This window comes from Serratia sp. CY74737 (genome assembly GCF_052166775.1).
Taxonomy (GTDB): domain Bacteria; phylum Pseudomonadota; class Gammaproteobacteria; order Enterobacterales; family Enterobacteriaceae; genus Serratia; species Serratia ureilytica.
Genome location: NZ_JBJNOF010000006.1, coordinates 77,050 through 100,995 on the forward strand (window position 1 = coordinate 77,050; position 23,946 = coordinate 100,995).

The 23,946-nt window shown below is 62.8% G+C and carries 11 protein-coding genes; 8 read left to right on the plus strand and 3 right to left on the minus strand.

What is annotated here, in order from left to right:
• Nucleotides 1-39 precede the first annotated feature (39 nt).
• A complete protein-coding gene (locus ACJ8PE_RS09820; RefSeq protein ID WP_046687892.1) occupies nt 40-789 on the minus strand; it encodes a 3-oxoacyl-ACP reductase family protein in 750 nt (249 codons plus the stop codon).
• A 150-nt stretch (nt 790-939) separates the two neighbouring features.
• Complete coding sequence (gene bhsA / locus ACJ8PE_RS09825; RefSeq protein ID WP_042785456.1) at nt 940-1,200, minus strand: multiple stress resistance protein BhsA; 261 nt, start codon at nt 1,198-1,200, stop codon at nt 940-942.
• Nucleotides 1,201-1,395: 195 nt separating this feature from the next.
• On the opposite strand from bhsA, the gene ACJ8PE_RS09830 reads away from it, so the two are divergent.
• The 5 genes from ACJ8PE_RS09830 (at nt 1,396) to ACJ8PE_RS09850 (ending at nt 6,501) form a co-directional block, all read left to right on the plus strand.
• Nucleotides 1,396-1,839: a lipocalin-like domain-containing protein gene (locus ACJ8PE_RS09830; RefSeq protein WP_197793785.1), complete on the plus strand. Its 444-nt coding sequence runs from the start codon at nt 1,396-1,398 to the stop codon at nt 1,837-1,839.
• Complete coding sequence (locus ACJ8PE_RS09835; protein ID WP_033644433.1) at nt 1,836-2,504, plus strand: glutathione S-transferase family protein; 669 nt, start codon at nt 1,836-1,838, stop codon at nt 2,502-2,504. The genes ACJ8PE_RS09830 and ACJ8PE_RS09835 overlap by 4 nt, the downstream gene beginning before the upstream one ends.
• 47 nt (nt 2,505-2,551) lie before the next feature.
• A complete protein-coding gene (locus ACJ8PE_RS09840) occupies nt 2,552-2,959 on the plus strand; it encodes a VOC family protein (protein WP_015379207.1) in 408 nt (135 codons plus the stop codon).
• A 333-nt stretch (nt 2,960-3,292) separates the two neighbouring features.
• On the plus strand, nt 3,293-4,654 hold the full coding sequence (locus tag ACJ8PE_RS09845; protein WP_033644434.1) for an NCS2 family permease: 1,362 nt from the start codon (nt 3,293-3,295) through the stop codon (nt 4,652-4,654).
• A gap of 197 nt (nt 4,655-4,851) precedes the next feature.
• The gene (locus ACJ8PE_RS09850) at nt 4,852-6,501 is read left to right on the plus strand and encodes a Na+/H+ antiporter (RefSeq protein WP_004936822.1); all 1,650 of its coding nucleotides are present in this window, start codon (nt 4,852-4,854) and stop codon (nt 6,499-6,501) included.
• A gap of 76 nt (nt 6,502-6,577) precedes the next feature.
• Here ACJ8PE_RS09850 and ACJ8PE_RS09855 read toward each other — a convergent pair whose 3' ends face one another.
• Nucleotides 6,578-7,465 (minus strand): LysR family transcriptional regulator, encoded by an 888-nt coding sequence (locus ACJ8PE_RS09855; RefSeq protein WP_033651228.1) that lies wholly within the window; start codon nt 7,463-7,465, stop codon nt 6,578-6,580.
• A gap of 139 nt (nt 7,466-7,604) precedes the next feature.
• Between ACJ8PE_RS09855 and ACJ8PE_RS09860 the strand changes: the two genes are divergently transcribed.
• The 3 genes from ACJ8PE_RS09860 to ACJ8PE_RS09870 all read left to right on the plus strand — a co-directional run bounded on the left by ACJ8PE_RS09860 (nt 7,605) and on the right by ACJ8PE_RS09870 (nt 23,944).
• Nucleotides 7,605-8,027, plus strand: a complete 423-nt coding sequence (locus ACJ8PE_RS09860; RefSeq protein ID WP_004936830.1) for a CidA/LrgA family protein — start codon at nt 7,605-7,607, stop codon at nt 8,025-8,027.
• On the plus strand, nt 8,020-8,709 hold the full coding sequence (locus ACJ8PE_RS09865) for an LrgB family protein (protein WP_004936833.1): 690 nt from the start codon (nt 8,020-8,022) through the stop codon (nt 8,707-8,709). The genes ACJ8PE_RS09860 and ACJ8PE_RS09865 overlap by 8 nt, the downstream gene beginning before the upstream one ends.
• Before the next feature lie 610 nt (nt 8,710-9,319).
• Nucleotides 9,320-23,944, plus strand: a complete 14,625-nt coding sequence (locus ACJ8PE_RS09870) for an amino acid adenylation domain-containing protein (RefSeq protein WP_442536754.1) — start codon at nt 9,320-9,322, stop codon at nt 23,942-23,944.
• Nucleotides 23,945-23,946: the final 2 nt, after the last annotated feature.

A 23,946-nucleotide genomic window follows, 5' to 3' on the forward strand; every position in this document is an offset into this window, starting at 1 on the left:
AAAAGCCCCTTCACGGGGCTTTTTGCATTTTAGGGACGGTTACGCCGAGAAGCCGCCGTCGATGCTCAGGCTGGCGCCGGTGATATAACCCGCCTGCGGGCCGGCCAGGTAAGCGACAAAACCGGCGATCTCTTCATCTTTGCCGTAGCGGCCGATCGCCATCAGCTGCTTGAGCTGATCGGCGAACTCGCCGGCGTCCGGGTTCATTTCGGTGTCCACCGGGCCGGGCTGCACGTTATTGACGGTGATGCCGCGTGGGCCGAGATCGCGCGCCATGCCCTTGGTCAACCCGACCAGCGCCGATTTGCTCATCGCATACACCGCCGCGCCGCCGAACGGCACGCGCTCGGCGTTGGTGCTGCCGATGTGGATGATACGGCCGCCGTCGTTCATGTGGCGCGCTGCCTCCTGGCTGGCGACGAATACGCTGCGCACGTTGACCGCCAGCATGCGATCCAGGTCGTCCAGCGCCAGTTCCTCGGTGCCGCCCAGCGTAAATACCCCGGCGTTGTTCACCAGAATATCCAGGTTGCCGAAGTGGCTCACCGCCTGGCGAACCGCCTGCTGCAGCGCCGCAGCATCGGCGCTGTCGGCCTTGATGGCGAGGGCTTTGCCACCGGCGGCGGTCACGGCGCTCGCCACCGCTTCTGCGCGATCGGCCGAGGCGGCGTAGGTAAAGGCGACGGCGGCGCCTTCGTTCGCTAACCGTTTCACGATGGCGGCGCCGATGCCGCGGGAGCCGCCCTGAACGAATGCGACTTTGCCTTGCAGAGGTTGTGCTGTCGTCATGCTATTTCTCCAAAGTGGGTGAGGGTTTTGCGCTGTCATTCAGTATGGGTGAAATGAATGGCGATCACTGTCCACAAAGAGCTCTGACCGCCTGAAACGAGAAAAGCCCCTTGCGGGGCTTCTTTCTTCCGTCGATTGGCTGTCCGACGATCAGTTGAAGATTTCTGCGGTGCCGTACAGTTTGTTTTGGCCGCCGGCGGCGACGATGCGGTAGGAACTGGCGCCCGACGCGGCGGCTTTGCTGGCCAGTTCGCTTTCCAGCGCGCTCAGGTTGGCGGCGCCGCTCACGGTGACTACGCCGATTTTCTGCGCGTCTGCGGCTGGCTGGCTGGTTGGCAGGTCAGCGGCGAAGGTAGCGAAAGAAGCGGTAGCCAGCAGTGCAGCGGTAGCAAAAATTTTGACGTTTTTCATGATGTATTCCTCAGAGTATTTATTAGGTGAGAGCGCGTTGTCTCTCGATGTGTTAAATACTAGTGCACCAGGTGTGAATAAAAAATCGGAGAGTTTTGAGTATCTCTGTCAAATAAATTGACGGTTTTTCAGCCGTTGGCGTGCGGCAAAAATTGCCACTACCCTTTACAGACGATCCTTAACTGGAGAAGCGTCATGACGGTAAACGCGTTTATCGGCAGCTGGGCGTTGGTGTCGTCGGCGTTCAAAAACCAGAACGGCGAGCTGAATTACCCGCTGGGCGAGCAGGTGTTGGGGCGCATCCACTATGAGGCCAACGGCACGATGGCGGCGCAGCTATACAGCGCCGTGCGGCCGCGTTTCGTCGCCGACGATTTGGCGCAGGGATCCGAGCGGGAGATCCATGCCGCCTTCATCAATATGATTTGCTATTTCGGCCGTTATCAGGTGGAAGAAAGCGAGCAACGGGTGGTGCATCAGGTTGAAGGCTGCTCGTTCCCCAATTGGATAGGCAGCCGTCAGGTGCGCTTTTACGCCTTTAACGCCGATCGGCTGACGTTGCGCACGGTGCCGCTGCAGCTCGGCAACGGCGTGCAGATCGGCGAACTGGTGTGGCAGCGGACAGGAGTGTCATCATGATCATTGTTCATCATCTCAATCACTCGCGGTCGCAGCGCATTCTGTGGTTTTTGGAAGAGCTGGGCGTGCCCTATCAGGTGCAACGCTACGAGCGCGATCCGCACACTCTGCTGGCGCCGCCGGCGCTGAAAAAGATCCACCCGCTGGGCAAATCGCCGGTGATCGTCGATGGCGATCTGACGCTGGCGGAATCCGGCGCCATTATCGAATACTTGCAGGAAGCCTACGACGCACAGGGCATGTTTATGCCGACGGACTTCCACGCGCGCCAGCAATACCGCTACTGGTTGCACTACGCTGAGGGATCGCTGATGCCGCTGTTGGTGATGAAGCTGGTGTTCAGCCGTCTCGGCCAGCCGCCGATCCCCTGGCTGCTGCGGCCGGTGGCGGGCGCGATCGGCAAGGGCGTACAGCGCGAATACCTCGACAAACAGATCGCGCCGCACTGCGAGTATCTCGAACAGCACCTGAACAAGGGCAGCTGGTTCGTCGGCAACGATTTCAGCGCGGCGGACATACAGATGAGCTTCCCGCTCGAGGCGATGGCGGCGCGCGGCGCGTTGGACAATTGCCCGAAACTGCGCGGCTTCCTGCAGCGCATCCACGCCCGGCCCGCTTACCAGCGGGCGCTGGAACAGGGCGGCCCTTACGACCTGCTGAGTTAAGCGGATGGGCTATACTCGATGGGGTCATTCTTCATCGGAGGTAGCCCATGGCTACGCAAATCTTCGTAAATCTGCCCGTACGCGATCTGCCCGCCTCAATGGCGTTTTTCACCCAGCTCGGCTTCAGTTTCAATCCGCAATTTACCGACGATACCGCCGCCTGCATGGTGGTCAGCGACACGATTTACGTGATGCTGCTGACCCACGACAAATTCAGGATGTTTACCCCGAACCCGATCGGCGACGCCAAACAGGCCACCGAAGTGTTGGTGTGCCTGTCGCAACCCAGCCGGGCGGCGGTGGACGAACTGGTGCGCAAGGCGATCGCCGGCGGCGGCAATACCTATCATCCGCCGCGGGACTATGGCGTGATGTACGGCCACGGATTTCAGGACCTGGACGGCCATATCTGGGAGTTGATGTATATGGATCCCGCAGCGGTGCAGGCGCAATAAGATCGCCGTGAAACAGGCTGGCAGGGGCGCAGGATCGCCCCGTCTTTTCGCGCAGAAGCCCTTCCCGCCGCTTTCTGCATAAATTGCCGCGATCTTTAGTTGATTAGACGCTAGGGAAGGCAGGATAATCGTTTGCCTTGAATAAACCACCATAAATCACCCGTACCGCGCGCTGCGAGTTAAACGTTTGCCTTGGTGCGCATCGCCGTTGGCGGTGCGACGGAAGGGCAAGGAAGCGGAACGTGACGTAAACGATTACGTGACGATCAGGCGCGGGCGAGATTACAGGCCTGCTGCGACGGGCCGATTCATGAAACACAGGGGAAGTAACCTATGTCGAACTCTCAAGCGAACCACGCCGCAAAACCAACCGGCGGGCTTGATGGCTATTTTAAAATTTCCGCGCGCGGCAGCAGCGTGCGTCAGGAGGTGGTGGCGGGGCTGACCACCTTCCTGGCGATGGTGTACTCGGTGATCGTGGTGCCGAGCATGCTGGGCAAAGCGGGCTTCCCGCCGGCGGCGGTGTTCGTTTCCACCTGTCTGGTGGCCGGTCTGGGCTCGCTGCTGATGGGGCTGTGGGCTAACCTGCCGATGGCCATCGGCTGTGCGATCTCGTTGACCGCCTTTACCGCTTTCAGCCTGGTGCTCGGCCAACATATCAGCATTCCGGTGGCGCTGGGCGCGGTGTTCCTGATGGGCGTGCTGTTCACCGTCATCTCGGTCACCGGCATCCGCGCCTGGATCCTGCGCAACCTGCCGATGGGCGTGGCGCACGGCACCGGCATCGGCATCGGGCTGTTCCTGCTGCTGATCGCCGCCAACGGCGTCGGCCTGGTGGTGAAGAACCCGCTGGATGGCTTGCCGGTGGCGCTCGGCGCGTTCACCTCTTTCCCGGTCGTCATGACGCTGGTCGGCCTGGCGGTGATCTTCGGCCTGGAGAAACTGCGCGTGCCCGGCGGCATTCTGCTGGTGATCATCGCCATTTCCATCATCGGCCTGATCTTCGACCCGGCGGTGAAATATCAGGGGCTGTTCGCCATGCCGAGCCTGGCGGACGCTGACGGCAAATCGTTGATCTTCAGCCTGGATATCATGGGCGCATTGCAGCCGGTGGTGTTGCCGAGCGTGCTGGCGCTGGTGATGACCGCGGTGTTCGACGCCACCGGCACCATCCGCGCGGTAGCCGGGCAGGCCAACCTGCTGGACAAAGACGGCCAGATCATCAACGGCGGCAAGGCGCTGACCTCAGACTCCCTGAGCAGCATCTTCTCCGGGCTGGTGGGCGCCGCGCCCGCCGCGGTCTACATCGAGTCCGCCGCCGGCACCGCCGCGGGCGGCAAGACCGGCCTGACCGCCACCGTGGTCGGCGTTCTGTTCCTGCTGATCCTGTTCCTGTCGCCGCTGGCCTATCTGGTGCCGGTCTACGCCACCGCGCCGGCGCTGATGTACGTCGGCCTGTTGATGCTGAGCAACGTCACCAAGCTGGACTTCAACGACTTCGTCGACGCGATGGCCGGCCTGCTGTGCGCCGTGTTCATCGTGCTGACCTGCAACATCGTCACCGGCATCATGCTGGGCTTCAGCTCGCTGGTCATCGGCCGCATCTTCTCCGGCGAATGGCGCAAGCTGAACATCGGCACCGTGCTGATCGCCGTGGCGCTGGTGGCGTTCTACGCCGGCGGCTGGGCGATTTAAGCCTCTTGGGTTTCCCTCGCCCATCGGGCGGGGGAGCCTGTGACGGCAATTCCCTTCTTAAGATAAGTCTTCTTCTGCTCTGCACCGCGTTTTGAAAGGCACAACAAGCTTTAACGGCTGTAAAAAAAGTGATCTACTATCGGGACCAACGCAGGCCCTGAGCCGATGTCGTCTGAATCGTAGAGTCTAAGGAAAGCATGGAAATCTTTTTTACAATCCTCATTTTGATCCTGGTGGTCTCCCTGTCCGGGGTGGTGACGCGCATGTTGCCGTTCCAGGTGCCGCTGCCGCTGATGCAAATCGCCATCGGGGCCCTGTTGGCCTGGCCGCATTTCGGGCTGCACGTCGATTTTGATCCCGAACTGTTCCTGGTGCTGTTCATTCCGCCGTTGCTGTTCGCCGACGGCTGGAAAACGCCGACGCGCGAGTTCCTGCACCACGGGCGTGAAATTCTCGGCCTGGCGCTGGTGCTGGTGCTGATCACCGTGGTCGGCGTCGGTTATCTGATCTACGCCATGGTGCCGGGCATTCCGCTGGTGGCGGCCTTCGCGCTGGCGGCGGTGCTGTCGCCGACCGATGCCGTGGCGCTGTCCGGCATCGTCGGCAAAGGGCGGATTCCCAAGCCGATCATGGGCGTGCTCGAGGGCGAGGCGCTGATGAATGACGCGTCCGGCCTGGTATCGCTCAAGTTCGCCATCGCGGTGGCGATGGGCACCATGGTGTTCACCGTGGGCGGCGCGACCCTCGAATTCCTCAAAGTGGCGATCGGCGGCCTGCTGGCCGGCGTGGCGGTCACCTGGACCTACAGTAAATCGCTGCGGGTGATGAGCCGCTGGAGCGGCGACGATCCGGCGACCCAGATCGTGTTCCTGCTGCTGCTGCCGTTCGCGTCCTACCTGATCGCCGAACATATCGGCGTTTCCGGCATCCTGGCGGCGGTGGCGGCGGGGATGACCATCAGCCAATCCGGCGTGATCCGCAACGCACCGCTGGCGATGCGCCTGCGCGCCAACAGCGTATGGGCGATGTTGGAGTTCGTGTTCAACGGCATGGTGTTCATCATGTTGGGCCTGCAGCTGCCGGGCATTCTTGAAACCTCCATCCTGCAGGCGGAGCTGGATCCGACCATCCAGACCTGGTATCTGTTCGCCGACGTGGCCACCATCTACGCCGCGCTGCTGGTGCTGCGTTTCACCTGGCTGTGGGTGATGAAGAAGGCCAGCAACCGCTTTATGAAAAAGCGCCCGCTGCAGTTTGGCGACTACAGCACGCGTGAGCTGTGGGTGGCGTCGTTCGCCGGGGTGCGCGGGGCGATTACCCTGGCCGGCGTGCTGTCGATACCGCTGTTGCTGAGCGACGGCACCGCCTTCCCGGCGCGCTATCAGCTGGTGTTTATCGCCGCCGGGGTGATCCTGCTGTCGTTGATTGTCGGCGTGCTGGCGTTGCCGCTGCTGTTGCGCGGCGTGCAGGTGACCGACAAGAGCGCCAGCAAGCAGGAAGAGCGCATGGCGATCGCCATGGCGGCCGAGGTGGCGATCGAGAGCGTGAATAAAATGGAAGAGCGCCTGGTCGCCGATACCGAAGAGAACCTCGATCCGCAGGTGTTGAAAGAGGTCAGCTCGCGGGTGACGGGCATGCTGCGGCGGCGTATCGCGTCGAAAGACGATATCGAGAATGCGCTGGCGATGGAAAACCTCGAGCGGCGTTTCCGCCTGACGGCGCTGCGCGCCGAGCGCGGCGAGCTGTACCACCTGCGTGCCACGCAGAAAATCAGCAACGAGACGCTGCAAAAACTGCTGCACGATCTCGATTTGCTCGAAGCGCTGTTGATCGAGCGCGAGGGGTAAACGCAGAAGCAGGAATAAACGTTTTTCCTCGTTATCCCCATCCTGAAGGGCCGCCTGTGCGGCCCTTGTTTTTTGGCTACTTGACCGGCGGCCAGTAGTCGCGGCAGCAGGCGATCCAGGCCTGCGCGCTGTGCGACAAATAGCTGCCCTGGCGCCAGATCAGGCCGATTTTCCATTCCATGCGCGGTTCCAGCGGCAGCCAGACCAGGTTTTCCTTATCCAGCCAGCGGCAAACCGGCTCCGGCAGCATGGCGATGCCCACGCCGGCTTGCACCATCGAGGCGAGGAAGTCCCATTGGCCGCTGCGCACCGCGATTTGCGGTTCAAAACCGGCCAGGCGAAACGCCTTCATCAGCATCTTGTACAGCGCAAAGTCTTCGTTATAAATCAGGATAGGGCTGTCGGCCAATTCGGCGATATTGATGCTGGTGCGGTTGAGCCACTGCGGCGTGCGCGGCGCCACCACGCACATCGGGTGGCCCAGCAGCGGCAGAAAGGTCAGCGGCTGCTCCGAGTCGAAGGGCAACACCGTCATCGCCAGATCCAGTTCGCCGGACATCACCGCCTGTTCGACCGACAGCCCGCCCAGCTCGGAAATCTTCAATTCGATGCCGGGGTAGGTCTGGCGAAAGCGGCGGATCAGATCGGCGATCTGCCTGCCGACCATCGGCGGAATGCCCAGCCGCAACACGCCCTTTTTCACCGAGCTGATGTCTTCCAGCTCCGCCTCCAACTGGCGGAATTCGTCGAGGATCGTCAGGCCGCGCTGATACACCGCCTGGCCGCTGTCGGTCAGGCGCAGCTTGCGGCCTTCGCGGATCAGCAGCGTGCATTCCAGCTCCTCCTCCAGATGCCGCAGCATTTTGCTGATGGTGGGCTGGGTGACGAACAGTTTTTCCGCCGCGCGGGTGAAGCTTTGCTGGCGCACCACTTCAACGAAGTAGCGCAGGGTGCGGACATCCACGTTAGGGTTCTCCTTGGGGACGCTACCGGCGGGAAACTATTCCCGGACGGCATGATGTCGATAATTTTAATTCATTTCAGGCGTGGTTTCCCGGCTGCGTATACTGTAGGCCGTCAATTATTGTTTGAGGTCATCTTTCATGTCTCTGGCGTTACGCCGCGTTGCCCCCTCCCTGCTGACCCGTTTGCAGGTGCCGATTCAGGTGGCATTGTATGCGGCGCTGTTCCTGATCGCCGATCGCCTGGTGCAACAATTCCACCTGCCGCTCCCCGCCAATATCGTCGGCATGCTGATGCTGCTGGCCCTGATCCTGCTGCGCATTCTGCCGCTCAGCTGGGTCAAGGCCGGCTCCCGCTGGCTGCTGGCGGAAATGCTGCTGTTTTTCGTGCCGGCGGTGGTGGCGGTGGTCAACTATGCCCAGCTGCTGATGGTCGAGGGCTGGAAGATCTTTCTGGTGATCGCAGTCAGCACCATGCTGACGCTGGGCGCCACCGGGCTGGTGGTGGACAGGGTGTATCGGCTGGAGATTTGGCTGCAGCGGCGGAAGCAGCGCCATGAATGATTTTATCCTTAGCCTGGCCTGTTTTCTGGCGACGCTGGCGCTGTATTTCGCCAACAAGAAACTCTATCGCCGCCGCCGCACGTTGCTGCTGATGCCGCTGGTGCTGACGCCGATGATTCTGGTGCTGCTGCTGGTGGTCACCCATATCTCCTATCAGGACTACATCGGTGAAACCCACTGGCTGCTGTGGCTGCTGGGGCCGGCGACCATCGCCTTCGCGGTACCGGTGTACGAGAATCTGCATATCATCCGTCGCCACTGGCTGTCGCTGACCGCCGGGGTAACGACCGCGGTGCTGGTGGCGGTGTACAGCTCGGTGTGGCTGGCGCGCCTGTTGACGCTGCCGGAAGAGGTGCAGCGCAGCCTGGCGGTGCGGTCGATCACCACGCCGTTCGCGCTGGAGGCCGCCAAACAGATGGGCGGGCAGCCGGATCTGGTGGCGCTGTTCGTGGTGATCACCGGGGTGTTCGGCATGGCGGTGGGGGATATTTTGTTTTTGCGGCTGGCGGTGCGCAGCCGTCTGGCGAAGGGCGCCGGATTTGGCGCCTCGTCGCACGGCGCCGGCACTGCCCGCGCCTATGAGCTGGGGCCGCAGGAGGGCGTGGTGTCGAGTTTGGTGATGATGCTGGCCGGCATCATCACGGTGGTGGCCGCGCCATTGATCGGCCGGCTGATGTGGTAAGACCTCTTGGGGCGGGCTCTGCCGCCCCATTGACATTGTCTGCGGTTGGGAACGGTGTCGTTGATTTACGCACGAAAAAACGCAAAATTTTTTCAGCATAATTTTTCCCATTGTTATAACAAAAAGCGATAGAGCTGCCGCCGATAAAACCGAGCATAAATTTCGATGACAATGAATTAATTAAATTATTAATTATTGTCTTTCAAACAATAAAGTATAACTTATTGATATGGAGAGGCTCTTATCGTAAGAATTGCTGCATATTAACCTCGATGAATAATACAAAAAAATATTAATTATTCTCCAATCATATCAGGTTAATACAAGTTCAATATCCTCGTCATCCCTGAGTAATATCGGGGAAATAAAATGGTCATTTATTCCCTTTCGCACGTTTCGCCAAAAAAAATATCCTCTCCTATACTTCACAGCTCAGCAAATTGAGGCACAGGGGGGACCTCTGGATTAGCCATTCTATCCTTTCTTAGTTGGGGGAGACCCAGCTTTTCTACGGTTTTTTTATTCTGACTTGAACTGTCGGGCGGCCAGTCTTTGCCTAAATCCTGACGGTCTATTTCATTAACGTAATGAAAACGTGCTAGAGAATATTATGAACAAACAAACTGATGTGAAGAGTGGGGAATTCCGTGCAGGGTCTCAGGCCGCAACGGAGAAAGTTGAGCTGCATGAAATAACAACCGCCCAGCGTGAACTCTGGCTGGGGGAAAACATCGCCAAAGATTTGTCGTTCAATATCTGGGGCTACGGACAGGTCGACGGGCCGCTCAACGTTAAACTGCTGCGGCAAGCCATCGACGCCATCGTCGAAGAAACGCCGGCTCTGCAAGCGCATTTTGTGGAAAAAGACGGTGAGCTTTATCAATACCGCGCGCCACGCACCCATGAGCCGCTGTTCACGCTCGATCTCAGCAAGGAGCCCGATCCTCTGCAGGCGGCCAGACGTTGGATGGTGGCGGATTCGGCGCTGCCGCGCCGCGCTACGGGAGAAGAACCTTTTAGTTTTTATGTCATTACGCTCGCACCGCAGCGCTACATCCTCTATCGCCGTTTCCACCATATGATCACCGACGGCCGCAGCGCCGAGGAAGTGATGCGGCGCATCGCGGCTTACTATAACGCGCTGGCGTCCGGCGGCGTCATCCCTGAATTCGCCAACTGCAATTTCTCTCTGCTGTATGAAAACGACATCAAGTACCGCGACTCTTCGCGCTTTTCTTCCGATCAGGCGTTTTGGCGGGAATATACCGCCGCCGCGCCGCAGAGCTTGTCACGCAGGGCCGTATTGACGCCGGACGCTGCGATGCACCACAACACGCAGCTGCTGGAAAAAGACGCCTTGGATCGGCTGCAGCGGCAGGCCGACAATATCGGCGTACACCGTGCGCATATATTGGCCGCCGCCGTAGCATTATGTTTCTACAGCCTAACCGGCAGCGAATATCTTAATTTCAGCATGCCGGTGACCGGGACAAGGGAACGAAACAGTATTGGTATGACCTCTAACGTTGTCCCTTTGATTATTAAGGTTGAACCTCAACTAAGTCTGGCTGAATTTATCCAGAAAGTGGCGGCTGAAATAGCGAAAGTGGTTCGCCATCAATTATATCGCGGGGAGGATATTCGGCGTGATAATGGCGCGACGGATTCCGCCTGGTTTGGCCCTTCAATTAACATCGTTTCTTTCGACCACGGCGATCCTTTCTGGGGATGCCGCACCCGTTGGTATTACGGTGGCAATATTCCGTCCGGCGATCTACAGATTATGCTGTATGAAGACCAGCAGGCGAATGAACTGGACGTCACTTTTTCTGACGCCGCCTATGCAAATTCATTAGACGATCTGGATGTTTTGCAGCGTCGTTTCCAGTTCATTTTACGCGCGCTGAACGCTTCAACGACGGGAACGATCGAGGCGTTGGATCGGCAAGTGGCGACGTTGGCGGATGCCGGGGCCGGCGGCAGCTTTTACGCCAACCGGCGGCAACCGCCTGCCGGCGGCATCATCCGTTGGGATCGCCCGGCTCAGGCGCTGCAGCGCCTGGTGAGCTCGCTGAGCCATGGCGCGGGATGCGCGGCGAAGATACTGTTGGCGGAGCGCGTGCTGGGCGTGACGACGCTGCTGGCGGTGAGCGATGAACGCCAGGCCGAACCCGGCACCCTGCTGCGCATCGAGACCGACGGCTGGGAGATCGCCGCGCATCCCGGCGTGGTGCGCGTCGGGCCGTTCTTGCGCGCCGACGGCTCGATTCAGCCGGGTGATGCGCTGGCGCAGGCCTGCGGCCTGTCTGTCGGCTCGGTCTTGCCGACGTTTAGCGATGCCGAAGCTTCGCTGTTAGGCGCGGCGTATGGCGCCAGCGCCGACAGCGCCGCTTTCTGGCAACCGCGTCTGACACGCTTTTATCCGGCGCCGTTCCCGCCAGGGCCTGACCGCCGGGCGGACCTTCCCGCACGCTGGCAGGCCACGGCCTGGCAGCGCCTGGAAAAGATTGCCGGCGAGCAGGTGCTGGCGGCAGCAACCCTCTATCTGGCGCGCATGTGCAATGAAACCGATTTTCAGCTGGGGTGGATCACCCCGGACGATCGGAATTGGGGTCGTTGGGCCCACCTGAGCGCGCGCGTGCTGCCGCTGCAGGTCTCTGTTGATCACACCAGCAATTTCCAGCAGGCGTTGGCCGCGCTGGAACAGGAATATAGCCAGCTGCGCGCTCATGCCGATTATCATCCCGCGTTGCTGACGCGCGATGCGGACCTGCGAGCGCCTCAGACTTGGCCGACGGCGGTATCGATCGTCAGCCGGCGCTCGGCGCAGGGGTTGCAGCCTGAAGACGAGGGGGTTGCCGCCATCATGGCTTCCGGTTCGCGCGCGGTATTGCAAATCTGCAAGGCTGACGGCGCTTTCCGTTGGGTCTACGACGCCGCCTCCGTGGCTGACGAGCAGATGTTGCGTGCGACGCAACATCTGCTGATGCTGCTCAACGACGCGGTGAGGGCGGGTTCTCATCGTCGCACCGTCGGCGAACTCAATCTGGTTTCCGAGGAAGAACGCACGCAGTTGCTGCAGGGCCTCAATCACACCGTTGCTTCGCACTCGCCGGCGGCGTGTCTGCATCGGCTGTTCGAAGCGCAGGCCAAACGCACGCCAGATGCGATCGCGGTGACATACGGCGACGACAGCCTGACCTACGCGGAATTGAATACCCAGGCGAACCGTTGGGCCCATCGGCTGGTACAGCTTGGCGTGCAGCCGGACAGCCTGGTGGCGCTGTGCGCCGGACGCGGTCTGCCGATGCTGGCCGGGTTGCTGGGGATCCTCAAAGCCGGCGGCGCCTATGTGCCGTTGGATCCCGCCTATAGCGGAGAGCGGCTACAGTACATCCTGGCGGACTCCGCGCCGGTGCTGCTGTTGGCGGATGAACTCGGCAGGCAAGCGCTGGGCGGCTGCGAGGTGCCGGTATTGGCGCTGGAACAGCCGTTGACGGGGGAAAGCGACGATCTGCAGGACGTCGAGGTGCGGCCATCACACCTGGCGTATGTGATTTACACCTCCGGTTCGACCGGCAAACCGAAAGGGGTCATGGTGGAACATCGCCAGGTCGCGCGCTTGTTCAGCGCCACCAACGCCTGGTTTAACTTCAGCGCCGCCGACAAGTGGTGCCTGTTCCACTCATTCGCCTTCGACTTTTCGGTTTGGGAGATCTGGGGCGCCTGGCTGTATGGCGGCCAGCTGTTCATCGTACCGCAGGAGATCGCCCGTTCGGCGCCGGACTTTTATCATTTCGTCTGCCGCAGCGGCATCACGGTATTGAATCAGACGCCGAGCGCCTTCAAAGCCTTTATCCAGGCTCAGGCGCACAGCGAAGCGCGCCATCAGCTGCGCGAGATCGTGTTCGGTGGTGAAATGCTGAAGCCTTCCGATCTCGCGCCGTGGTTTGCTCGTCCAGAGAACCGGCAGACGCGATTGGTCAACATGTACGGCATCACCGAAACCACGGTGCACGTGACGTACCGGCCGCTGTCGGCGCAGGATACGGCGATCGTCGCCAGCCCGATCGGCTGCCGTATTCCGGATTTGCGGCTGTATCTGCTGGGCGCCGATGGCGAACCGGTGCCGATGGGGGCGATCGGCGAACTGTACGTCGGCGGTGAAGGGGTGGCGCGAGGGTACCTGAACCGGCCCGAATTGACGGCGGAACGTTTTCTCGAAGACCCTTTCAACCGGGCGCCGGGTGCGCGCATGTATCGCACCGGCGATCTGGCGCGCTATCTGCCGGGGGGGGATATCGAATACCTGGGGCGCAACGACCAGCAGGTGAAAATCCGCGGCTTCCGCATCGAGTGCGGTGAGGTGGAAGCGCAGTTGAGTGCCGATCCGCGCGTGCGCAGCGTAGCCGTGGACGCTATCGACGATGGCGACGGGAATAAGCGACTGGTGGCGTGGGTGGTTCCGGCGCCGGAGACGGAACGCGCTACGCTGGCGACCGAATTGCGCCGGCATCTGCAGGCGAGGTTGCCGGACTATATGGTGCCGGCGGCTTACGTTTGGCTGGAGGCGTTGCCGCTGACCGGCAACGGCAAATTGGACAAGCGCGCCCTGCCGGTGCCGCAGGTCGACGCCTGCGCGCGCGAGGCCTATGCGCCGCCGCAGGGCGAGGCAGAAAATCTGCTGGCGGCTATCTGGCATGAGCTGTTGGGCGTAGAACGGATTGGCCGTTACGACCACTTCTTCGAACTGGGCGGGCATTCGCTGATGGCGGTGCGCCTGGCGAACCGCGTGCAACAGGCCGGATGGCAGCTGCCGTTGCAGGCGCTGTTCGCCAGCCCGGTACTGCACGTGCTGGCCCAGGCGCTGCAGGTTGCGCCGGCTCAGGAACCGCTGCCGATACTGCCGGTGGCGCGCGATGGGGAATTGCCGCTGTCGTTTGCTCAGCAGCGTCTGTGGTTCCTGACCCAGTTGGAGGGGATGAGCGAAACCTACCATATCCCGCTGGCATTGCGGCTGCGCGGTCGGTTGGACCGGCAGGCGTTGCAACAGGGGCTGGACGCGCTCTATGCGCGCCACGAATCGCTGCGCAGCCGGTTCATCACCCGGGAAGATCGGCCACAGGTACAGATTTTGCCGGCAAACGGGTTACCGCTTGCGTTTCACGATCTGCGACGTCACCCCGCGCAGGCTGAAACGCTGTGCCGTCAGGCGGCCACTCAATCGTTCGATTTGACGCAGGGGCCGCTGGTGCGCGCCGCGCTGCTCCGCCTGGCGGATGAGGAGCATCTGTTCCTGCTCACCTGCCATCACATCGTCTCCGACGGCTGGTCGACCGGCATACTGCTGCGCGAATTGGGCGCGCTGTACGGCGCTTTCCGTCGCGGCGAGGCCGATCCACTGCCGCTGCCGACCTTGCAATACCCGGATTACGCCGCCTGGCAGCGTCGCTACCTGACGCCGGAACGGCTGGCGGCGCAGGCGCAATACTGGCGTGAAACGCTGAGCGATGCGCCGGCGCTGCTGACGTTGCCGACCGACCGACCGCGTCCGACGGTGCAGTCTTTCTGCGGCGCAGAAGTGCCGATCGCGATCGACGCTGAACTGACGCAGGCGCTGCGTCAATTCAGCCGACAGCATGGCGGCACGCTGTTTATGACGGTGCTGGCGGCCTGGAGCCTGGTGCTGGCGCGCATGGCTGGACAGCAGGAGCTGGTGATCGGCACGCCGGAGGCCAACCGCGGCCGACTGGAAACCGAATCGCTGGTCGGTTTCTTCGTCAGCACGCTGGCGCTGCGCATCGATCTTCGCGACGATCCGGATCTGCCGACGCTGCTCGAACGGGTCCGTCACACGGTGCTGGCGGCGCAGGAAAACCGCGATCTGCCGTTCGAGCAGGTGGTGGAGCTGGTTAACCCGCCGCGCCATCTGGGCTATACCCCGCTGTTCCAGGTGATGCTGGCCTGGCAGGACGGCTCGGTACGCGATATTCCGCTGCCTGGGCTGCAGGCCGAATTGGCCGGGCTGGAATACAGCGCGGCGAAGTTCGATCTGACGCTCGATCTGGCCGATACCGGCGAAGGCATCAGCGGCACGCTGAATTTCGCCACGGCGTTGTTCGATCGCGCCACCGCCGAACGCTACGGCGTTTACCTGGTACAGGCGCTGCGAGCGATGACGCTGAATAACCCGCGATCGGTATCCCATATCGATTTGCTGCCGCTCGCCGAACGGGAGCATCTGCTGCATGGCTGGAACCGCACCGAGCGTGACTACCCGCTGGATCAGACGCTGGCGGCGCTGTTCGAGCGGCAGGTGCGTCGAACGCCGGATGCCACCGCGCTGGTGAGCGGCGCGGAAAGCCTGAGTTACGCCCGGTTGAACGCCCGCGCCAACCGGCTGGCGCACGCGCTGATAGCGCGTGGCGTGGGCCCGGACAGCCGGGTGGCGGTGTGCGCCGAACGCGGCCTGAACATGGTGACGGCGCTGTTCGGTATCCTCAAGGCCGGCGGCGCCTATGTGCCGCTCGATCCGGCCTATCCGGGCGAGCGCCTGCAGTACATCCTGCAGGATGCCGACCCGGTGCTGCTGCTGGCGGACGCCGCCGGCCGGGCGGCGCTGGGCGAGCCTGCGACGCCGCAGCTGGCGCTGGAGGCCGCGTTGCCGGAGACGCTGAGTGCCGAGAACCCGGCGCCGCGCGCGCAGGCGTCGCACCTGGCGTACGTGATTTACACCTCGGGCTCGACCGGTAAACCGAAGGGCGCGATGAACGAACACCGCGGGGTGGTCAACCGGCTGGTGTGGATGCAGGAGGCCTACGGCCTGACGGCGGCGGACACGGTGCTGCAAAAAACGCCGTTCGGCTTCGACGTCTCGGTGTGGGAGTTCTTCTGGCCGCTGATGGTCGGCGCGCGCCTGGTGATGGCGAAGCCGGAAGGGCACAAGGATCCGGACTACCTGAGCCGCGCGATCGAACAGTACGGCGTCACCACGCTGCACTTCGTGCCGTCGATGCTGCAAAGCTTCCTGGCAGATGAGCAGGCGGCGACGCGCTGCGGCCAGGTGGTGCGGGTGATGTGCAGTGGGGAAGCGCTGCCGGCGGCGCTGGTGGCAGAGTTTTACCGCCGGCTGCCGCAGGCGGAGTTGCATAACCTGTATGGGCCGACGGAGGCGGCGGTGGACGTCACCGCCTGGCACTGTTCGCGGGAGGCGGACCGGGTGTCGGTGCCGATCGGGCGGCCGATCGCCAACACGCGGATCTACCTGCTGGACGAGCACGGGCAGCCGGTGCCGCTGGGGGCGGTGGGCGAGCTGTATATCGGCGGGGTGCAGGTGGCGCGGGGCTATCTGAACCGGCCTGAACTGACGGCGGAGCGCTTCTTGAGCGATCCGTTCGCGCCGGGCGGGCGGATGTACCGCACCGGCGATGTGGCGCGTTATCTGGCGAACGGCGACATCGAGTACCTGGGGCGTAATGACCAGCAGGTGAAAATCCGCGGCTTCCGCATCGAATGCGGCGAGATAGAAGCGACGCTGGCGACGCACCCGGCGGTGCGCGAAGCGGTGGTGGATGCGCGGGCGGTGGGCGACGACAAACGGCTGGTGGCGTGGGTGGTGCCGGCGGCGGACGTGGCGGAAGAGACGCTGGCGGGCGCGCTGCGGCAGCATGTGAGCGCGGCGCTGCCGGACTACATGGTGCCGTCGGCCTGGGTGGTGGTGGCGGCGTTGCCGCTGTCGCCGAACGGCAAGTTGGACCGGCGGGCGCTGCCGGAGCCGCAGGGGATACAGAGCCAGGCGGCGTACGAAGCGCCGCAGGGTGAGCGCGAAACGCTGCTGGCGGAGATCTGGCGCGAGTTGCTGAACGTGGAGCGGGTTGGCCGCCACGACAACTTCTTCGAACTGGGCGGCCACTCGCTGTTGGCGGTACGTCTGACCAACCGTCTGCAACAGATGGAATGGCAGCTGCCGTTGCAGACCCTGTTCGCCAATTCGACGCTGCACGTAGTGGCGCAGCAACTGCAAAGGACGAGTGAAGCGCTACCGCCGATCGAAGCTCTGCCGCGCGACGCCGCATTGCCGCTGTCGTTTGCTCAGCAGCGCTTGTGGTTCCTGACCCAGTTGGAGGGAATGAGTGAAACTTACCATATCCCGCTGGCGCTGAGCCTGCGCGGCGAGCTGGATCTGCCTGCCTGGCGGCAGAGTCTGGATGCGCTCTATGCCCGTCATGAAGCGTTGCGCAGCCGGTTTATCACCATCGAGGGGCAGCCGCAGACGCACATTCTGCCGGCAGACGCGCTGCCGTTGACAGTTCACGATCTGCGTGGGCAGCAGGATACCCAAAGCCGAGCGCGGCAACTGGCGCAGCACCTGGCGGAGGCGCCTTTCGAGCTGAGTTCCGGTCCGCTGGTGCGCGCCGCGCTGCTCCGCCTGGCGGATGAGGAGCATCTGTTCCTGCTCACCTGCCATCACATCGTCTCCGACGGCTGGTCGACCGGCATACTGCTGCGCGAATTGGGCGTGCTGTACGGCGCTTTCCGTCGCGGCGAGGCCGATCCGCTGCCGCCGCCGACCTTGCAATACCCGGATTACGCCGCCTGGCAGCGTCGCAACCTGACGCCGGAACGGCTGGCGGCGCAGGCGCAATACTGGCGTGAAACGCTGAGCGATGCGCCGGCGCTGCTGACGTTGCCGACCGACCGACCGCGTCCGACGGTACAGTCTTTCAGCGGCGCAGAAGTGCCGATCGCGATCGACGCCGAGCTGACGCAGGCGCTGCGTCAATTCAGCCGACAGCATGGCGGTACGCTGTTTATGACGGTGCTGGCGGCCTGGAGCCTGGTGCTGGCGCGCATGGCCGGACAGCAGGAGCTGGTGATCGGTACGCCGGAGGCCAACCGCGGCCGGCTGGAAACCGAATCGCTGGTCGGTTTCTTCGTCAGCACGCTGGCGCTGCGCATCGATCTTCGCGACGATCCGGATCTGCCGACGCTGCTCGAACGGATCCGCCACACGGTGCTGGCGGCGCAGGAAAACCGCGATCTGCCGTTCGAGCAGGTGGTGGAGCTGGTCAACCCGCCGCGCCATCTGGGCTATACCCCCCTGTTCCAGGTGATGCTGGCCTGGCAGGACGGCTCGGTGCGCAATATTCCGCTGTCTGGACTGCAGGCCGAGAGCGCCGAGTTGGGCTACCGGATCGCCAAGTATGATTTGACGCTCGATCTGGCCGATAACGGCGAAGGCATCAGCGGCACGCTGAACTTCGCCACGGCGTTGTTCGATCGCGCCACCGCCGAGCGTTACGGCGCCTATCTGGTGCAGGTGCTGCGGGCGATGGCGACAAACGCTTCGCAGTCTGCTTCGCATATCGATCTGCTGCCGGCCGCTGAGCGCGAACTGCTGTTGTATGGCTGGAACCGAACCGCGGAAGCTTATCCGGCGCAGAACCCTGTTCACCTCCAGTTTGAACAGTGGGCGCGGCGCACGCCGGATGCCATCGCGTTGGTAAACGAGGCGGACAGCCTTAGCTACGCGCAATTGAACACCCGCGCTAACCAACTGGCGCACCAACTTATCGGACAGGGTGTACGCCCCGGCGACCGCGTGGCCACGTCGCTCGAACGCAGTTTCTCTCTGGTCATCGCCCAGTTGGCGATCCTCAAGGCGGGCGCCGCTTATGTGCCGCTCGATCCGCACCTGCCTGTTGCGCGGCAGGCGTGGATCATCGGCGACAGCGGAACGACGTTGATCCTGTGCGATCGCGATCTCGATCGCGAGATAGCCGGCGAGATCGAATGCCTGCGTATCGATCGTCTGCGGCAGGAGCCGACCCACGATCCGGCGGTGGCTCGCGCCGGCGACGCACCGGCTTACATCATGTATACCTCGGGCTCGACCGGCACGCCTAAAGGCGTGATGGTGACGCATCAAGGCATCCTCCGGCTGGCGATTAACAATCGGTTTGCGGCGTTCGAACGCGGCGATCGCTTTGCTTTCGCCGCTAACCCGGCATTCGACGCCAGCACGTTGGAAATGTGGGGCGCGTTGCTCAATGGCGCCAGTCTGGCGATCATTGCGCCGGAGGTATTGACGGATGCCGATGCGTTGGCGGTAGCGCTGGTGCGGCAAGAGATTAACGTCTTGTTCCTGACCACGTCGTTGTTTAACCAATATGTCCATAGCATCGCCGCGACGTTGGCGCAGCTGAAATATCTGATCAGCGGCGGTGAAGCCGCGGATCCGCACGCCTTTGCTCGTATGCTGAAAGAGGCGGGGCCGGTGCGTCTGGTCAATGCCTATGGGCCGACGGAAGGCACCGTTATCGCCACTGCGGCGATAGTTGAACAAGTGGGGCCATGGCAACGCCTGCCGATCGGTCGGCCGATCGGCAATACGCACATCTATCTGCTGGATGAGCATTTGCAGCCGGTGCCGCTCGGGGCCACCGGTGAGCTCTATATCGGCGGTGCCGGCGTGGCATTGGGTTATCTCAATCGCGCCGAACTGACGGCAGAACGGTTCCTGGCGGATCCCTTCAATCCCGGAGACCGGATCTATCGTACCGGCGACCTGGCGCGCTACCTGCCGGACGGCAATATCGACTACCAAGGCCGTAACGATCGGCAGGTGAAAATTCGCGGCTTCCGCATCGAATGCGGTGAAATCGAGGCGCGAGTGGCTGGTCATCCGGCGGTGCGCGAAGCGGTGGTGGATGTCCTCGGCGAAGCGAACAATAAACGGCTGGTGGCGTGGGTGGTGCCGGCGGCTGAAGCGGACCGCCAGACGTTGGCGGTGACGCTGCGGCAGTATCTGGCGGGCATGTTGCCGGAGTTTATGCTGCCGACGGCCTGGGTTGCGCTGGATACGCTGCCGCTGACGCCGAACGGCAAGTTGGATCGGCGCGCGCTGCCTGAGCCGCAAGAGGACGCCTACGTGCGTGAGGTTTACGCCGAACCGGAAGGCGAGCTGGAAACGCTGCTGGCGGGGGTCTGGCGCGAGTTGCTGGGCATTGAGCGTGTAGGACGTCACGATAACTTCTTCGAACTGGGTGGCCATTCGCTGCTGGCGGTCAAACTGATGGCGCAGCTGCGCCGTGTGGGGTTGAGCGCCGGGGTGCAAACGCTGTTCACCGCGCCGACGCTGTCGACGTTGGCGCAGACATTGGTCACGCAGCAAGAGGTGAGCGTGCCGGCCAACGGTATCCAACCGGGCTGCGCTTCCATTACGCCGGAGATGTTGCCGCTGGCGGTGCTGAGCCAGCCGGAGATCGACGCGGTGGTGGCGCAGGTGCCGGGCGGCGTGGCCAACGTACAGGACATCTACGCTTTGTCGCCGCTGCAGGAGGGGATTTTGTTCCACCATCTGCTGGCGGAGCAGGGCGATCCGTACCAGCTGTCCGCGGTGCTGCGTTTCGACAGCCGCGCGCGCCTGGATGCCTGGCTGGCGGCGATGCAGCAGGTGATCGACCGCCATGACATTCTGCGTACCGCGTTCATCACCCAGGGCGTGTCTTCGCCGGTGCAGGTGGTGTGGCGCAAGGCCGAGTTGTCGCTGCAAGAACTGCGGCTCGATCCGGCGCAGGGCGATATCGGTGCGCGGCTGACGGCGTTGTTTGATCCGCGCCGCGTACGGCCAGACCTGACGCGCGCGCCGTTACTGAGCTTTGTCGCTGCACGGGAAGAGGAGGGCAGTTGGTGTGTGCTCCAGCAGTGGCATCACCTGATCGGCGACCACTCGACCCTGGCGGTGATGCAGGAGGAAATCAATCTGATCCTGGCCGGACGCGGAGACGAATTGGCCAAGGCGCCGCCGTTCCGCAACGCGGTGGCGCAGGCGCGGCTCGGCGTCAGCAACGCTGAACACGAGCAGTTCTTCCGCACTCTGCTGGCGGATATCGATGAACCGTCGCTGCCGTTCGGCCTGAGCGATGTGCATGGCGAAGGGCGAGATATCTCGACGGCGCACCTGGCATTGCCGCATACGCTCAATCAGCAGCTGCGGCGGCAGGCGCGACGGATGGGCGTCAGCCTGGCCAGTCTGTGCCACCTGGCCTGGGCGCAGGTGCTGGCGCGCGCCACCGGCCGCGATGAGGTGGTGTTCGGCACCGTGTTGCTGGGCCGCATGCAGGCCGGAGACGGGGCGGAACGGGCGCTCGGACTGTTTATCAACACCTTGCCGCTGCGGCTGGATGTCAATGAGGTTGGCGCAGAATCGGCGGCGTTGCAGGCGCATATCCGGCTGAGCGGACTGCTGGCCCATGAGCATGCGCCGCTGGCCTTGGCGCAGCGCTGCAGCGGCGTCGCCGCGGGCACGCCGCTGTTCAGCGCCCTGCTGAACTATCGGCATAACAGCGGCGAGGAGACCGCCTTGCCGGCCGGCGTGACGCTGTTGGATAGCCAGGAACGCACCAACTATCCGTTCGTGCTGTCGGTCGAGGACGGCGGCGATTCGTTGGGCCTGACGGCGCAGGTCAGACAGCCGATTGAAGCGCAGCGCGTGTGCGGTTACATGGCACAGGCGTTGAGCGCCTTGGCGCAGGCGCTGGAAGAGGCGCCGCAGACACCGATCTGCGAACTGGACGTGATGCCGGATGAGGAGTATGCGCTGCAGCTGTGCCGCTGGAATCATACGGCGGAACCTTACCCGGCGGATACCTGCGTGCACGAACTGTTTGAACAACAGGCGCAGTTGACGCCACAGGCCGTCGCCGTGATCCAGGGGGAGCGGCAGCTCAGTTACGCGCAGTTGAATGCGCGCGCCAACCGGTTGGCGCACCGGCTGATTGAGTGCGGCGTACAACCGGGCGATCGGGTCGCGGTGCGGCTGACGCGCAGCATCGAACTGGTTTGCGCCCAACTGGCGATCGTCAAGGCCGGTGCGGCGTATGTGCCCCTCGATCCGCAACTGCCGGCCGCGCGTCAGGCGTGGATCGTCAATGACAGCGGCGCGTGTCTGATGCTGGCTGAGACCGCCGGCAATGAGGACATTCCGCAGCTGCCGATCGAGGATTGCGAAGGCAATGACGGTAATCCGGCGTTGCGATTGTCGAGCGGCGCGACGGCCTACATCATGTATACCTCCGGTTCGACCGGTACGCCGAAAGGGGTCATGACGCCGCACCAGGGCATTACTCGTTTGGTGCGCAACAATCGCTACGCCGCCTTTGACGCTGAAGACCGCGTTGCCTTTGCCGCCAACCCGGCGTTTGACGCCAGCACGATGGAGGTGTGGGCGGCCCTGCTGAACGGCGGTGCGCTGGTGGTGATAGCGCCGGAGGTAATGATGGAAGCCGAACGTCTGGCGGCCGAACTGCAGCGTCATCGCATCACCACACTGTTCTTGACCACCGCGTTGTTCAATCAGTATGTGCACAGCATCAGCGGCGCGCTGGCGCAGCTGAAATATCTGATCAGCGGGGGGGAGAAAGAGGATCCGGGCGCTTATGCGCGGTTGCTGCAAGAACAAGGGCCGGTGCAACTGATCCATGCCTATGGGCCGACGGAGACCACGACCTTTGCGACCACGGCGCGTATCGAGCGGGCCGAAGGGGAGGCGCGTTTGCCGATTGGTAAACCGATCGGCAATACCCGCGCGTACTTGCTGGACGCCCGCGGGCGCCCGGTGCCGATGGGGGCGGTGGGGGAATTGCACATCGGCGGCGTGGGGGTGGCGTTGGGCTATCTGAACCGACCGGAACTGACGGCACAGCGCTTCCTGAGCGATCCGTTCAATCCGGTCGGTGGCGGCCGCATGTATCGCACCGGCGATCTGGCGCGTTATTTGCCGGACGGCAGTCTTGAATACCAGGGGCGATGCGATCAGCAGATCAAGCTGCGCGGGTTCCGCATCGAACCGGGCGAGATCGAGGTGCAGCTGGCGGCGAGCCCGTGGGTGCGGGAAGCGGTGGTGCAGGTTTGTTCGACGGAACATCATCCGCGCCTGGTCGCCTGGATCGTACCGGCGGCCGAGGTGGAACGCAGCACGCTGCAAGGGCAGCTACGGGCCTATTTGAGCGAACGGTTGCCGGAGTACATGGTGCCGTCGGCTTATGTCTGGCTGGATGCGCTGCCGTTGACCGCCAACGGTAAGCTGGATCGGCGCGCCTTGCCGGAGCCGGAGTGTGCGGCAGTCGGCGCTCGGGAGTATGCGGCGCCTCAGGGTGAGACCGAAACGACGCTGGCGCGGGCATGGTGCGAGCTGCTCGAGATTGGCCAGATAGGACGCCACGACAATTTCTTCGAGCTCGGCGGCCATTCATTGCTGGCGGTGCGTCTCTCCAGCCAACTGCGTCAGCAAGGCATCACCTTGCCGGTACAGGCGATCTTCAACCATCCGATCTTGGCCGAATTGGCCGAACGGATCGACCGTCGCACCGCCGAGGCTCCGCTGTGCAAAGCGGTGCCGGCTCGCAGCAGCGGCAGCCGACCGCCGCTGTTCTTCGTCCCGACCGGCTTTGGCGATCACTCTTATGTATTTGAATTGGCCAAGGAGATCGATGAAAGCTTCCCGGTCTACGCTGTGCCGTGGCCGGCGGTGGAGGAGAAGCCGGCGACCATGAGCGACATGGCCGCCAGCGCCGTGGCGTTGATTCGCGAAGTGCAGCCGCAGGGGCCCTACCATCTGGCGGGGTACTCTTCCGGCGGGGTGTTGGCCTATGCCATCGCCGAGCAACTGCAATCGAGCGGGGAAGCGGTCGCTTTCCTGGGGCTGATTGACACGTTGCGGCCGGTGGAGGCGATGCACAGCCCGGTCCAGCTGTTGCTGAACTGGGTGGAATCCACGCAGGAGAGGCCGGATCCGCAGTTCTGTCAGCAGTTGGCCGAGCTGCCGCTACCGGAGGCGATAGCGGCCGTGCAACGCGCCGGGATCAAGACTCAGCGTGCGGAAGTGGCCGACGAGGCGGCCCTCTGGCAACAGCGACACCATTACGCCAAGCTGGTGGAAGCGACTCAGGTGCAGCCTGCATCGCTCAAGATCCATCTGTTCAAGGCGAAGCAGGAGCAGGTTTCCGCCAATTCGCAGAACGAGCAGTTCCAGGCGTACTGGCAGAAGATCAAGCAGGCGGGATATTGCCGCGAAGACGCTTCCGCGCTGGGATGGGATAGGCTGTTGCCGCCGGCGACCGTCCGCGTCAGCCAGGTCAACGGCGACCATGTGTCGATGATGGAGCATCCGGTTCACCGGCGTGAGCTGGGCCAGCACTTCAATCTGGCGTTGCGCGATCTCGGACAGGCGTAAGT